Genomic DNA, 14,323 nt, shown 5'->3' with positions numbered 1-14,323 from the left:
GTATCCGTGATCTGGTTGATGTCCTATTGATCGCAGAAATTTAATTCTAATGATGCGTCGAAACCGGGTCGCAACGCCCCTCAATTGAGAGTTTATTTCTAATTATCAGTGATAGGATGAAATTGTATTCCATCTGGGGTATTTGTCCAGATGAGAAGCAGGAAGATGCTTCCATTAATGGTCGGGATTCTGGCTCGCCAAGGTACGCCTCGAAATGAAAACGCCGCCTTGAAGGCGGCGTAATCTTTATAATGTCGGATTATCCCGGTTTTCCGTACCCGCCACCGGTCGGTGTGACGACGGTGAAGGCTTCACCTGCCTCCAGAACGGTCTGGTCGCAATTGCCAAGCACTTCAACCGAACCGTCCCCGCGGCGCACTTCGTTACGGCCGGTTTGTCCCGCCTCGCCGCCATCGAGGCCGAAGGGCGCTACGCGGCGATGCCCGGAGAGAATGGCGAATTCCAGCCTCTTCAATGCCCGGATCGTGCGCTTGGTGCCGTCGCCAGCGCTCCATTTGCCCTTGCCGCCCGACTCTTCCCGAATGTGGAAATCTTCCAGCAATACCGGGAAACGGGTTTCAAGAATTTCCGGGTCGGTCAGGCGTGAATTGGTCATATGTGTATGCACCGCATCCGCGCCGTTGAAGCCGGGGCCGGCCGGTGCGCCCGAGCAGATGGTTTCATAATATTGATATTCGTCGTTGCCGAATGTCAGATTGTTCATGGTGCCTTGCGCTGCGGCCATCGCCCGGGTCGCGCCAAACAGACAGTTGGTAACCGCCTGACTGACCTCGACATTTCCGGCCACGACCGCTGCCGGATAGCGTGGTGAAAGCATGGAGCCTTCCGGCACGATAATCTTGATCGGGCGCAGGCAACCCGCATTCATCGGAATGTCGCCTTCGACCAGCACGCGGAACACATAGAGCACAGCCGCACGGGTGACAGGTTGTGGTGCGTTGAAATTGTCGGAACGCTGTTCGGACGTGCCAGTGAAATCGACAGTCGCTTCACGCTTTTCCTTATCGATCATAACTCGCACTTCGATCTTGCAACCCTGATCCATTTCATAGGTGAAATGGCCATCCGGCAGCTTGTCCAGCACTCGGCGCACGCTCTCGGCAGCATTGTCCTGAACATGGCCCATGTAAGCCTTCACGACATCCTCGCCGAAAAGCCCGATCATCTTTTTCAGCTCGGCAACACCCTTTTCGTTGGCTGCTATCTGCGCCTTCAGATCGTTGACGTTCTGGGTCAGGTTGCGGACAGGATAGGTTGCGCCGGTCAACAGATCAGCTAGTGCATCTTCCCGGAACGTACCCCGGTCCACCAGCTTGAAATTGTCGATATAGACGCCTTCCTGCTCGATATTGACCGCAAGCGGCGACATGGATCCCGGCGCGATGCCGCCAATATCCGCGTGATGTCCGCGGCTTGCGACCCAAAACCGGATTTCACGATTGTTATCGTCGAAGACCGGCGTGCAGACGGTGAGGTCGGGAAGGTGAGTGCCGCCATTATATGGGGCGTTGATGAGGAATACATCACCGGGCTTGATGTCACTGTTTTCGCGAATAGCGGTGGCAACCGATGCGTCCATGGAGCCCAGGTGCACCGGCATATGAGGGGCATTTGCAACGAGATTGCCTGCAGCATCGAAAACAGCGCAGGAGAAGTCGAGACGCTCCTTGATATTGACCGAATAGGCAGTGTTCTGAAGCGTCACGCCCATCTGTTCGGCGATGGACATGAAGAGATTGTTGAAAATCTCAAGCATGACGGGATCGGCTTCAGTGCCGATGGCCGTACGTGCGGGAAGCGCCTTGATACGTGTCAGCACCACGTGGTCATGGGTGGTCAGACGCGCCTGCCAGCCGTCTTCGATGACGATTGTCTGGTTCTTCTCGATAATGATCGCCGGGCCGGTAACAGTCTGGCCAAGCTGCATCTGTTCGCGCAAGACAACGCCCGCATCGTGCAATTCGCCTTGCGAGAAGAAGCGTGTCCGCTTGGCTGTTGCGGCTTCCAGATCGCTCTCAAGTGATTGCGCGCTTTCGGTCTCACCCGCGCCGCCGCCAACGGCTTCTACTTCGACAGCATCGATAACGAGAGCCTTGTTTTCCGCAATGAAGCCGAAACGGCGCTTATGCGCGGCTTCAAACTCGGCACGAAGACGGTCGGCGCTGTCCTCTTCGGGGAAGGTGGCTTCGACGGAGAGGACCGTATCGGTACCAGCATAGCGGATGTGAGCACGCAGTTGTCGCTCAACAGCATCTGCTTCTATGCCTTGTATAGTGAGTTCGGCAACGCATTCCTGCGCGAGTTCTTCGCCTAGCTCCTTCAACGCCTTAGGAGCGTCGATATCGAGTGGGACGCCAAGCGCTTTTTGGCGCGTGGCGCGAATATCAGCAAGGCCCATGCCATAGGCTGACAGGAGCCCCGACATCGGATGAAGAAGGATACTTTTCATGCCGAGCGCGTCGGCCACGAGACACGCATGCTGGCCACCAGCTCCACCAAAGCAGTTGAGGGCATAGCGCGTCACATCATATCCGCGCTGGACGGAGATTTTCTTGATGGCCTCAACCATATTGGCCACCGCAATCCGGATGAAACCGTCGGCCACTGCTTCAGGCGAACGACCGTCACCGATTTCGGCGGCGAGCGCGGTAAAGAGTTCGCGCACCCGCTCAACGTCCAGGGGCTGGTTCTGTTCAGGGCCGAAGATCGCCGGGAAAAATTCCGGCAGCAGCTTGCCAAGCATGACGTTGGCGTCGGTGACTGCGAGAGGTCCGCCATTGCGATAGCAGGCCGGGCCGGGGTTGGCGCCTGCCGAGTCCGGGCCGACACGGAAACGCCCGGCGTCGTAATGCAGGATCGAGCCACCGCCAGCGGCAACCGTGTGGATCAGCATCATGGGTGCGCGAACACGAACACCAGCCACTTCCGTCTCGAAAGCACGTTCATATTCGCCGTCGAAATGGGCCACGTCTGTAGAAGTGCCGCCCATGTCGAAGCCGATGACTTTCGGGAAACCGGCCGTTTCGCCGGTGCGGGCGAGACCGACGACACCGCCCGCCGGACCGGAGAGGATGGCGTCCTTGCCTTGAAACAGGTCAGCCGCCGTAAGGCCGCCCGACGACATCATGAACATGACGCGCGCGCCTGTGCGCTCGACATCCAGTTCGTTTGCTACCTGTGCAACGTAGCGGCGGAGAACGGGTGACAGATATGCATCAACGACGGTGGTGTCGCCCCGTCCGACCAGTTTGATCAGCGGCGAAACTTCATGGCTGACAGAGACCTGCTCAAAGCCAAGGTCGCGCGCAATGCGAGCAATTTCAGCCTCATGCGCGGGGAACTTATAAGCATGCATGAGGGCGATGGCGACGGATTTGTAGCCCTGTTCTTTCAGTGCGACCAGCGCGCTTTCGGCTTCGGTGGGATCTAGCGCCGTTTCAATTGTCCCGTCAGCCTGTACGCGCTCGTTCAGTTCGACCACCTTTTCGTAGAGCGCCTCCGGCTTGAGGATCTCGGTTGCAAAGATGTTCTTGCGTTCCTGATAGCCGATGCGCAGCGCATCGCGAAAGCCTTTGGTGGTCACCAGCGCCAGCCGCTCGCCCTTGCGCTCCAGCAGCGCATTGGTGGCGACTGTCGTGCCCATACGGACTTCTCCGATGATTCCAGCGGGAACCGGATCGCCAGCTTTCAGGCCCAGATGCAGGCGAATGCCATGGACAGCAGCATCCTTATAGGCGGACGGGTTTTCGGAGAGAACCTTGCGCGCATGAAGCTGGCCCTGTGGATCGCGTCCGATAACGTCGGTAAATGTGCCGCCGCGGTCGATCCAGAAATCCCATACTCCACGTCCCGTTCCGCTCATTATCGGCTCCCTCATCCAATGCAACTGGTGCATTTTGAAATCTTTTCAGAATTTCATAGTCCCACTTTATTGACAAAATGTCGATAAGATGGTGACATAAAATACACATAAATGAGGGAGCAGCAAGAATGGGGAAGAAAAGGGACGGTGAAGTAACTGCGACGTTCTCCACCGAGATTCGGGAAGCGAGTTTCGAGGAAGTTGCGCTGCCCAAGCATCTGCGTCCTGTTGCTTCGATTGGCCCCATCGTTTCATCCGCCCATCTCGCTGAAGGCGGTTCGCCCGGCATGTCCGAGGTCGAGTATGGCCTTATTCTCGCGTCTCATGCGTTTTCCCGCTGGATGGTACGTTGCATGGCTGCGGCAGGATTGCCGGGTCTTTCCCCTATCGAAGTGCTTATTCTCCACTCGATCCGCCATCGGGATCGCGAAAAGAAGCTTGCCGATATCTGCCTCGTTCTCGATATTGAAGACACGCACATTGCAACTTATGCCATTCGCAAGCTCGAAAGTGCCGGCTTGCTGACCACCGGCAAGGCTGCCAAGGAAAAAACGGTGAAGATCACCGCCAAGGGAGCTGAAGCTTGCGCGCGTTATGCGCAGATTCGGGAGCGTCTTCTGGTCGATTCCACTTCCAATGCACGACCTTCGGAAGAAACGCTTTCGGAGGTGGCTGCCCTTTTGCGATTCATGTCCGGCGCATTCAATCAGGCCACGCGGTCTGCCATCACACTTTAAGAGGGTCAGAGTTTGAGCGGAACCGAATTGAGTGAGCCAGTTTCAAAGCCTTTGCTGACCGTCGATGGCCTCAGTGTCGAATTTGGGGCAAGCCGTGTCGTTGACGATTTGAGCTTTTCGGTCCATCCCGGTCGGACGTTGGCTGTGGTGGGGGAATCCGGTTCAGGCAAGTCGATTACGTCGCTTTCCATCATGCGGCTTGCCGATATGAGCGGCGCGAAGTTCCCCTCAGGTCGAATTATGTTGGGCGAGCGCGATCTGCTCAAGGCTGACCAGAAGACGATGCGAAGCATTCGCGGCAAGGAGATCGCCATGATCTTCCAGGAGCCGATGACTTCGCTCAACCCGGTTTTCACTATCGGCAACCAGATATCCGAAGTTTTGATGCTGCACGAGGGCATGACCCAGCAGGCGGCGCTTGCAGAAGGCAAGCGACTTCTCGAAATGGTGCGGCTTCCGGATGCGGAAGGGCTGTTGAAGCGCTATCCGCACCAACTCTCCGGCGGTATGCGCCAGCGTGTCATGATCGCCATGGCGCTTGCCTGCCGCCCGAAATTGTTGATTGCCGACGAGCCGACGACCGCTCTCGATGTGACCATTCAGGCCCAGATACTGCACATTATCAGGGAGTTGCAGCAAGAGCTTGAAATGGCGGTAATTTTCATCACACACGACATGGGTGTAGTGGCGGAAATGGCCGACGATGTCGTCGTGATGTGGAAGGGTAAAAAGGTAGAGGAAGGTCCAGTCGGACAGATTTTCTCAAAGCCGCAGCATGCCTATACCAAAACGCTGCTGTCGGCGGTGCCGAAACTTGGCAGCATGACGGGTGAAGCCTTTCCCAAGCGAATGCCGGTCATGACCATGCGCGATGGTGTGCCGGTGGTGTCGGGGGGGGAACGCATTCAGGACACTGCGCGCTACGATAGCAAGCCTCTGCTCTCTGTTGACGATCTCTATGTGCGCTTCCCGATCAAGAAGAACCTGTTCGGGAAGATCACGCATGTCTGCAACGCGGTATCGAATGTCGCCTTCGATATCTATCCGGGCGAGACACTGGCGCTGGTTGGTGAATCCGGTTCGGGCAAGTCGACCATAGGGCGCACAATCCAGCAACTTCAGACACCACTGTCCGGGGACATTCGCTTCAACGGTAAGGCTTATTCGGCAATGAGCGCGGCCGAACGCTATGCAATGCGCCGTGAAGTCCAATATATCTTTCAGGACCCGTTCGCATCGCTCGATCCACGCAAGACGATCGGCTTTTCTATCGCCGAACCCATCCGTACGCATGGCCTTCTCGATAATGACAAGGCGATCAATGCACGCGTTGCCGAGTTGCTGGAGCGTGTCGGCCTTGGCCCGGAACACGCCAGGCGCTATCCGCATGAGTTTTCGGGCGGTCAGCGTCAACGCGTTTGCATTGCGCGTGCGCTTGCTTCCAAACCGAAGCTCATCATTGCCGACGAAGCGCTTTCAGCGCTGGATGTCTCCATTCAGGCGCAGGTCATCAATCTGTTCATGGACCTGCAGAAAGAGCACGATCTGGCCTATCTCTTCATCAGTCATGACATGGCGGTGGTCGAGAAGATGAGCCATCGGGTCGCGGTTCTCTATCTCGGCCAGATCATGGAGCTTGGATCGCGCCAGCAGGTTTTCGAAACCCCATCACATTCTTACACGAAGCGGCTTCTGTCGGCTGTGCCGATTGCCGATCCGACTGCGCGGACCAAGCGACCTGCACTGGAAGGTGAAATTCCAAGCACGACCCGCCTGATCGACGACAAACCGGCGATTTATAAACATCGCGAGGTCGCAGCCGGGCATTTTGTAGCTGAAACTGCCTGAACCATAAAAGCTCAACGAAACCCAAAGGGGAAAACAATGATAAGGAAAACACTCAAAGCCGTTTTCATGGCTTCTGCGTTGTCGACGGCTGTGTTTGCATCTGCTCCGGCATTCGCTGCCGGAAAGCTCACCATTTCGTCCCCGCAGGACCCAGGCAGTTGGGACCCGATCGACACTTTCCTCGTCAACTGGGCTTCTGTCGCCACCAATATTTTCGATGGCCTTGTCTATCGTGGACCGGACCTCAAGATTGTCCCGGCACTCGCGACTTCGTGGGAAGAACTGGACGAGGGCAAGCGCATTCGCTTCCATCTCCGCGAGAATGTCAAGTTCCAGAACGGTGAGCCTTTTAATGCGGAGGCCGTCAAATTCACCTTCGAGCGTCTGTTGGGCGATGAAGGAGCGAAAGGTCCTCAGCGTTCCAACTATATAGCAATCGAAAAGGTGGAAGTGATCGACGAAAAGACCGTCGATTTTCATCTGAAGGCGCCTGATCCGGTTCTTATCACCAAGCTGGCCGGTTACGGCGGCATGATTGTTCCGCCAAAGTACATTCAGGAAAAGGGCGACGATTATTTCAATATGCACCCGGTGGGGACCGGGCCGTTCAAGTTCGTCTCATATGAGCCGAAGGTAAACATCAAGCTTGAGGCTTTCGCAGACCATTGGGGTGGTGCGCCGAAGCTTTCGGAACTTGAATATCGCTTCATAACCGAGCCTTCGACCGCCGTTGCCGAACTTCAGGCCGGTCGCGTCGATCTGGTTATCCCGCCGACCATTCCAATTGGAATGATCCCGACAATTCAGGGCGACCCAAAACTGGAGCTCGTCACCGCTTCGGGACCGACGGTTTATGCCTTGCGCTTCAATACCGCTGACGGCATCACCAAAGATGAACGCGTGCGCAAGGCGCTGATTATGGCGGTGGATCGCGATGCGATCATCCAGTCCATTCTGGCAGGTCAGGCGGAAGCGATTGCCAGCTTTCAGGGCTCGTTATCCTTCGGCTTCGATCCGAATATGAAGCCGCTGCCTTACGATCCGGAAGGTGCGAAGAAGCTTCTCGAAGAAGCGGGCGTTCAACCCGGCGCAACTGTGCAGATCGATGTGCGTGGGCAGGAGGCAAGCTTCAATGAAGTGGCGCAGGCAGTCGCGAGTTTCCTGCAAATGGTTGGTATCAACGCAACCATCAAGCCTTACGATACCAACGTCCTTTTGAACGACATCATTCCGCAGGGCAAGACGGGTGCCATGTTCCAGCAGTCCTGGGGCGGTTGGACCTTCGACTACGACAACACTGCCTATTCGATGTATCATTCCGGCGAGAAGTGGAATCCCTACGACAAGGACGAAAAGCTGGACAAGATGCTCGAAGCACAGCGTTCGGTTCTTGACCGCGGGGAGCGTGAAAAGCTCCTGCAGGAAATCGCGCATTACGCAGCCGACCGCGCACTCGAAATGCCGCTCTATAACCTCAAGGCGATCTTCGGCGTCAACAAGCGCGTGAAGAACTTCGTTCCGGTTCCCGACAGCCGTCTGCGGTTGACGGACGTTACCGTCGAGTAAGCAAGAATGACAATACGGCGAGCCGGATATGTCCGGCTTGCCGCAGCATTTCGGAGGCGCACTGGTGGCCGGATTTCTGATCAAACGAATTTTGCAGGCGTTGTTCGTGCTCGTCGCGATGACGCTGCTTGTCGCTTTCGCGGTCCGCCTGACAGGCGATCCGGCATTGATGCTGACGCAGGGCGCGGGTAGTATCACTGAAGCCGATCTTGCACGCATCCGCGAAGGTCTTGGTCTCAACCAGCCGTTCTTCGTTCAATACTGGCAGTTCCTGAAGGGTCTTTTCACGATGGATCTGGGGCGCAGTTTCCTCGGCGGTACGCCCGTATCGACGCTGGTGGCTGGCGCCTTACCTGCCACGCTGATGCTGGCTTTCGCTTCTCTGTTCGTTTCCATCGTGATTTCCGTCCCGCTCGGGATCAAGGCGGCCGTGTCCCGCGGAAAATGGGCCGACCAGCTGATCCGCATTTGCTCGCTGGTGGGCCTTTCCTTTCCCAATTTCTGGCTGGCGACCATGCTGGTGTTGCTGTTTGGCATCTCACTGCAGTGGCTGCCGCCAAGCGGCATGAGTGGCATTGCGAGCTTCATCATGCCGGCGCTCACCATGGGCATCATCCTGACGGCAACGAATGTCCGTCTCGTGCGCACGTCGATGCTGGAAACGTTGCAATCGCAATATATCATGGTGGCACGGGCCAAGGGATTGAGCGAGAACAAGGTTCTCTACAAGCATGCGCTGCGCAATTGCGCGATCCCGTTGATCACTTATCTCGGCCTCCAGTTCGGCGGACTTCTTGGCGGTATCGTGGTAGTCGAGCGGGTGTTCAACTGGCCGGGCATGGGCACACTGGCCTTTGACGCCGTGGCCGGGCGCGATTATCCGGTTCTGCAGGCCACTATCGCAATCCTTTCCATGCTGATCATCGGCGTCAATCTTCTCGTGGACATCGCCTATGGCCTTGTCGATCCGCGTATTCGCACGGAGTAGGACCGATGGCGACCAAGACTTCATCCGTTCTGTTTTCGCGTTTTGCGAGCCTTGAGTTCATCGTCGGCGTCGTGCTCACCGGCTGTATTTGTCTGGCTGTGGTTTTCTCGGGCTATCTCTTTCCCGGTGGCGCTAACAAGATCGATCTTCTGGCGCGCCTGACGCCGCCATTTGTCAATCCGGCACATATTTTCGGGACCGATCCGCTGGGCCGTGATGTGCTGGCGCGTGTCGTCACCGGCGGCAAGATTTCGCTGTTTGTCGGTTTTGTTTCGGTGATCGGCTCCGTTGTCATCGGCACGGTCATGGGCCTTGTCGCCGGTTATTATCGCGGCTTCTGGGATATGGCGCTGATGCGCTTTGTCGATGTGCAGTTGGCTATGCCCTTCATCCTGCTTGCCATTACCGTCATGGCCATTCTGGGCGGCGGGTTATTCAACACCATCATTCTGCTGATCGTCTCGCAATGCGTGCAATATGCGCGACTTGTGCGGGGCTCGGTACTATCGCTACGCGAGCGGGAATTCATCCTGTCGGCCCGCGCTATCGGCGTGAAGGATTGGCGCATCATTTTCCAGCACTTGCTACCGAACCTGCTCGGGCCGGTGATCGTGCTCATGACTCTCAATGTCGCAAACAACATCCTGCTGGAATCGAGCTTGACCTTCCTTGGCCTCGGTGTTGATCCGACTATCCCGAGTTGGGGCGGCATGCTGGCCGACGGACGCACTTATCTCCAAACCGCTTGGTGGGTGAGCATATTTCCGGGTCTCGCCATTCTGTTCACTGTGCTGGGCCTCAATCTCCTTGGAGACTGGCTGCGCGATAGCCTCGATCCAACAGGCAGGATTTCACGATGAGCGTGCTTTTTGAGAAAATCTATCCCCGCACCGTTCACGCGCTTGTTGAACGTTTTATGAAACCGGAAATGCGCGGCGCGAAAATGGAAGCCTGGTTGTTCGACGACCAGCCGAGCCGCTTTGCCGCCGAAATGAAGCTGCGTGAAGCAGGTGTCGAGGCACGATTCCGTTCTGCCTATAAACCACTCCTTCACTTCTTTCTCGAAGAGGTGGATAGCGTCACGCTGAGGTCGGCTGCGATCCGCTATCCTCGTCATGACGCCTGCGTGCAGAACCGCTTTCTCCTGGAGACTTATCCGTTGTCCGCGCTGCTGCCGGGGGTGGATGTCACTTTCGCCGCTTCTGGGAAAGACGACTTTTACTATGAAGTTGATCTGCTTTTTGCCGATGGTAACAGTGAGAACCACCGGGTTTTTGCTCCAAACCGCGTGCACGAGGATTTCATCGGCGAAACGCTGGTTTCGCCCACTGGCTGGCTGTCCATCACGCATCATGGCAGAACTGATAGCGAACGCTTTGAAACATCATACGAAAAGCTGTTTCACGATACGATTTCGGTTATCGCCGCGCATGACTGGAAGCATGGCGAACCCTATTTTGACGAACTGAATATTGCAGTCAGTCTCCCGGTCACCGACCGCCGCCTGCCTTACGATGAGGAAAGGCTTAGCCTCACCGAAGCCATGCACGAGGATATCTATTTCTCGCTGCTCGAAGTTTTCCAGAAAAAGTCCGGCCGTCCGGTCGGGGATCGTGGTTTGCAACCGGGCCAGATCGTACCGGAAGTCCGCTTTTACGATGCGGCTCCTTCAGTCAGGGTCGAAACACGTCCGCTTGCCACAGCTGATGCAGTGACCGCTGAACAGGTGCTGGGAGAGGCTCAGGCGCCACTTTCCGCAGATCAGATCAAGCGTGAGATTATCGCGCTCGGTGGCCTGCCCTTTGAGGCAAAAAGCCGTGCAGGTCGGAGCGTTCGCGCGACCTACGTCAAGGGCAGCGACGCGGCGATGATGATCAGCGCAGGTCAACATGCCAACGAGACCACGGGTGTCGTCGGCGCACTGCGTGCGGCCAACCGGCTGATCTCGCGTGAAAGCGCCCATTTCACGATTTCACCGCAGGAAAACCCCGACGGATACGAAATCCACAAACGGCTTTGCGCCTTGCAACCGCATCATATGCATCATGCTGCCCGCTATACGGCGCTCGGTGACGATCTGGAGTATCGCAAAGGCGAGGGGCTTTACGAAAAGGCTATCCGCGTTGAGGCGGAAAAGCTCACAGGCGCAAAACTGCATGTCAATCTGCACGGCTATCCGTCGCATGAATGGACGCGCCCGCTATCGGGTTATGTGCCGCGTTCTTTTGCCATGTGGACCCTGCCAAAGGGCTTTTTCCTGATCATCCGACATCACGCTTCATGGGAACGGCAAGCGGAGGAACTGATAGACCGGGTAACGAAGCATCTGGCGACTATTGACGGGCTGGTTGCCTATAACAACGCCCAGATCAGGCTTTTCGAGCAACATGCCGGTGAAACGGGTTTCCGCATTATCAACGGCTTCCCATGCCTTGTCGGTGTGGATGATCGACACACCGTGCCGCTGACGCTGATCACCGAATATCCTGACGAAACGATTTATGGGGATGCGTTCGTCAAAGGACATACCGCGCAAATGGAAACGGTTCTGGCATCATACGATGCCTTGCAGGCACTGTTTCCATCCAGCGCGGTTGCTTAGAGCGCGTTTCGATCCGATTGGATCAGATCGGCGCTCTAAAGATAATAAACGCCGATACGCTTCCCGCCGATGATTTCGACGGCAATCTCCATCTCGTAAATGTCTTCGAGGATTTCCGGATGAATGAGTTCGTCCGGGCTTCCCTGATGGACAACCTTGCCGTGGCGCATGGCAACGATATGGTCGGAGTAGCATGAAGCGAAATTGATGTCGTGCAGAACCAGAACGACCGTTTTTCCAAGTTCATCCGCAGCCCGGCGCAGCAGCTTCATCATTGAAGCCGAATGCTTCATGTCGAGATTGTTGAGCGGTTCATCCAACAGCACGTAATCCGTGTCCTGACAGAGAACCATTGCCACGAAGGCGCGCTGGCGCTGCCCACCGGAAAGCTCATCCAGAAAGCGCCCGCTTAAATCGTCAAGGCCGAGATAGCCGATGGCCTGTTCGACATGTTTGCGATCCTCATTATTGGGACGACCCTTGGAATAGGGATAACGGCCGAAAGTTACAAGATCACGCACGGTCAGGCGGGAATTGATTGCGTTCTCCTGCCGCAGTATCGACAGCCGTTTTGCCAGCACGTCACCCGATGTCGTCGAAACGTCGAGCCCGTCTACGGTAACTCGCCCTTTGTCCATAGGCAGGAGACGGCTCACCATGGAGAGTAGCGTAGATTTTCCCGCACCGTTCGGACCGATGATCGAGGTTATGCCGCGCGCTGGCAGTTTCAGGGTCACATCATCGACGACCAGTGTGCCATTGTAGGATTTGCTGACTTGGCTGATTTCAATCAACGCGCGTGCCCCCTGACGAGAAGGATGATGAAGACAAGGCCGCCCAGAAACTCGATAATGACGCTGAGTGCGGAGTTGAACGAGAAGACACGTTCAAGAATGGTCTGTCCGCCCACGAGGCAGAAAACTGCAAGCAGGGCCCCCACTGGCAGGATAATTCGGTGCTTTGCCGAACCTGCAATCATGTAGGCCAGGTTGGCCACCAGCAAGCCGAAGAAGGTAATGGGCCCGACCAGTGCGGTGGAAACCGAAACCAGCACTGTGACCATGAACAGGACCTTGCGCACGACCCGCTGGTGATCGACGCCAAGATTGATCGCGGGGTCGCGCCCGAGAGACAGCACGTCAAAGACGTGAATAAAGCGCAGGCCGTAGAGCGAAACTGCAACAACGATGACGGCCGACATTATCAGAATGTCGCTGTTGATGGTATTGAAGCTGGCGAAAAACCGATCTTGCAGAACGGCGAAAAGATTTGGATCGAGCATCCGCTGCATCAGGTTGGAAATGCTGCGGAAAAACACACCGCAGACAATGCCGACGAGCATAACGAGATGCAGGCTGCGTGTGGCGCCCGAGAAAAGCCAGTAATAGAGCGTCCCGGCGAAAACCACCATGATGGCGGTTTCTGCGAGAAATCGAATGTTCGGTCCGAGCCAGTCGATTTGCACAGCGCCGAAGAAGAAGACCACCACGGTCTGGATCAGGATATAGAGCGCATCGAAGCCCATGATCGAGGGCGTCAGGATGCGGTTGTTCGTGACGGTCTGGAACAAGACCGTCGAAACTGCAATCGAATAAGCAACCAGTACCATGGCTGCAAGTTTGGTACCGCGGAAGGACAGGATAAAGGACCAGCTTCCTTTTGCGCCGACAGTCATGAATGCGGCGACTGTAAGCAACGTGAGCAGGCAAAGCAGCGTGAGGTTCAGGGTAGGGCGCTTAAGCAAGGCGTGAACCTCGCCGCAACAGAAGGTAGAGGAATAGGACGCTCCCTACGACACCCATCATCGTTCCGATCGGGATTTCGTAGGGGAAGCGGACCAACCGTCCGACGATGTCGCAGGCAAGAACGAGCCCTGCGCCGAGCACCGCAACCCATGGCACCGCGCGCCGCATATTGTCACCGATGAACATGCTGACGACATTGGGAACGATAAGCCCCAGGAAAGGTATCATGCCAACCGTCACGACGACCGATGCACTGACCATCGAGACGATGATTAGGCCAAGTGTGACCACGCGGCGGTAGTTGAGACCTAGGTTGGTGGTGAAATCCTCGCCGAGTCCCGCGACCGTAAAGCGGTCGGCGGCGATGTAGGCGATGACAGTCAGGCTGAACGCGAACCAGAGCAATTCGTAGCGCCCGCGAAGAACGCCGGAAAAGTCGCCGGTCGTCCAGGAATTGAGCGATTGCAGGAGGTCAAAGCGATAAGCAATGAAGGTGGTGATCGCGTTGACAACACCGCCAAGCATGATGCCGACCAGGGGCACGACAAGAACGGAACGCAATGGAATTGTACGGAGAATACGAAGGAACAGAGCTGTTCCAGCAAGCGCTGTGACGGATGCAACCAGCATTTTGCCAATAACCGGCGTCTCCGGTGCGAACAGTATAACCAGAAGAATGCCGAGACCTGCGGATTCCACTGTGCCAGCTGTTGACGGTTCAACAAAACGGTTTCGGGTCAGCATTTGCATGATCATTCCCGAAACGGCCATGGACATGCCCGCCAGAATGATAGCAAGAGTGCGCGGAATGCGGCTGATGAGCAGAACTTCAGTGGCACGGTCTGTGCTTCCTGCCCCAAAAAGCGTACTCAGCGATACCTCGCTGACGCCGATAAACAGGCTTATGACAGCCAGTACGGCAACAACGATAACGGCTGCTGCAAGTCCCTTCAC

General features: G+C 56.3%; 10 protein-coding genes. 6 read left to right on the top strand and 4 right to left on the bottom strand.

What is annotated here, in order from left to right; translation table 11 throughout:
• Window positions 1-259: 259 nt before the first annotated feature.
• Window positions 260-3,898: a hydantoinase B/oxoprolinase family protein gene (locus tag ABWW28_RS10275; protein ID WP_176588013.1), complete on the bottom strand. Its 3,639-nt coding sequence runs from the start codon at window positions 3,896-3,898 to the stop codon at window positions 260-262.
• A 113-nt stretch (window positions 3,899-4,011) separates the two neighbouring features.
• On the opposite strand from ABWW28_RS10275, the gene ABWW28_RS10270 reads away from it, so the two are divergent.
• The 6 genes from ABWW28_RS10270 (at window position 4,012) to ABWW28_RS10245 (ending at window position 11,624) form a co-directional block, all read left to right on the top strand.
• The gene (locus ABWW28_RS10270; RefSeq protein WP_006469058.1) at window positions 4,012-4,620 is read left to right on the top strand and encodes a winged helix DNA-binding protein; all 609 of its coding nucleotides are present in this window, start codon (window positions 4,012-4,014) and stop codon (window positions 4,618-4,620) included.
• 12 nt (window positions 4,621-4,632) lie between these two features.
• Window positions 4,633-6,468: an ABC transporter ATP-binding protein gene (locus tag ABWW28_RS10265; protein WP_176587628.1), complete on the top strand. Its 1,836-nt coding sequence runs from the start codon at window positions 4,633-4,635 to the stop codon at window positions 6,466-6,468.
• 36 nt (window positions 6,469-6,504) lie between these two features.
• Window positions 6,505-8,034 (top strand): ABC transporter substrate-binding protein, encoded by a 1,530-nt coding sequence (locus ABWW28_RS10260; protein ID WP_176587629.1) that lies wholly within the window; start codon window positions 6,505-6,507, stop codon window positions 8,032-8,034.
• Window positions 8,035-8,098: 64 nt separating this feature from the next.
• Complete coding sequence (locus ABWW28_RS10255) at window positions 8,099-9,022, top strand: ABC transporter permease (protein WP_109986641.1); 924 nt, start codon at window positions 8,099-8,101, stop codon at window positions 9,020-9,022.
• Between the two features lie 5 nt (window positions 9,023-9,027).
• Window positions 9,028-9,882: an ABC transporter permease gene (locus ABWW28_RS10250; protein WP_113462805.1), complete on the top strand. Its 855-nt coding sequence runs from the start codon at window positions 9,028-9,030 to the stop codon at window positions 9,880-9,882.
• Window positions 9,879-11,624 carry a M14 family metallopeptidase gene (locus ABWW28_RS10245; RefSeq protein ID WP_176587630.1) on the top strand — a complete coding sequence of 582 codons (1,746 nt, stop codon included), beginning with the start codon at window positions 9,879-9,881 and terminating at the stop codon, window positions 11,622-11,624. The genes ABWW28_RS10250 and ABWW28_RS10245 overlap by 4 nt, the downstream gene beginning before the upstream one ends.
• 35 nt (window positions 11,625-11,659) lie before the next feature.
• On the opposite strand, the gene ABWW28_RS10240 is transcribed toward ABWW28_RS10245, so the two are convergent.
• Genes ABWW28_RS10240 through ABWW28_RS10230 form a run of 3 tightly spaced genes read right to left on the bottom strand, consistent with a single transcriptional unit; the run spans window position 11,660 to window position 14,323 of the window.
• Window positions 11,660-12,418, bottom strand: coding sequence for an iron ABC transporter ATP-binding protein (locus tag ABWW28_RS10240; protein WP_113462803.1), 759 nt, complete (start codon window positions 12,416-12,418; stop codon window positions 11,660-11,662).
• Window positions 12,415-13,368 (bottom strand): iron chelate uptake ABC transporter family permease subunit, encoded by a 954-nt coding sequence (locus ABWW28_RS10235; protein WP_176587631.1) that lies wholly within the window; start codon window positions 13,366-13,368, stop codon window positions 12,415-12,417. The genes ABWW28_RS10240 and ABWW28_RS10235 overlap by 4 nt, the downstream gene beginning before the upstream one ends.
• Window positions 13,361-14,323, bottom strand: a complete 963-nt coding sequence (locus ABWW28_RS10230) for an ABC transporter permease (RefSeq protein WP_113477004.1) — start codon at window positions 14,321-14,323, stop codon at window positions 13,361-13,363. Before ABWW28_RS10230 ends, ABWW28_RS10235 begins: the two co-directional genes overlap by 8 nt.

Origin of the sequence: Brucella sp. NBRC 14130, from assembly GCF_040371715.1 — a bacterium.
GTDB classification, from domain to species: Bacteria; Pseudomonadota; Alphaproteobacteria; order Rhizobiales; family Rhizobiaceae; genus Brucella; species Brucella intermedia.
This window is presented reverse-complemented; position numbering and strand designations above follow the sequence as displayed.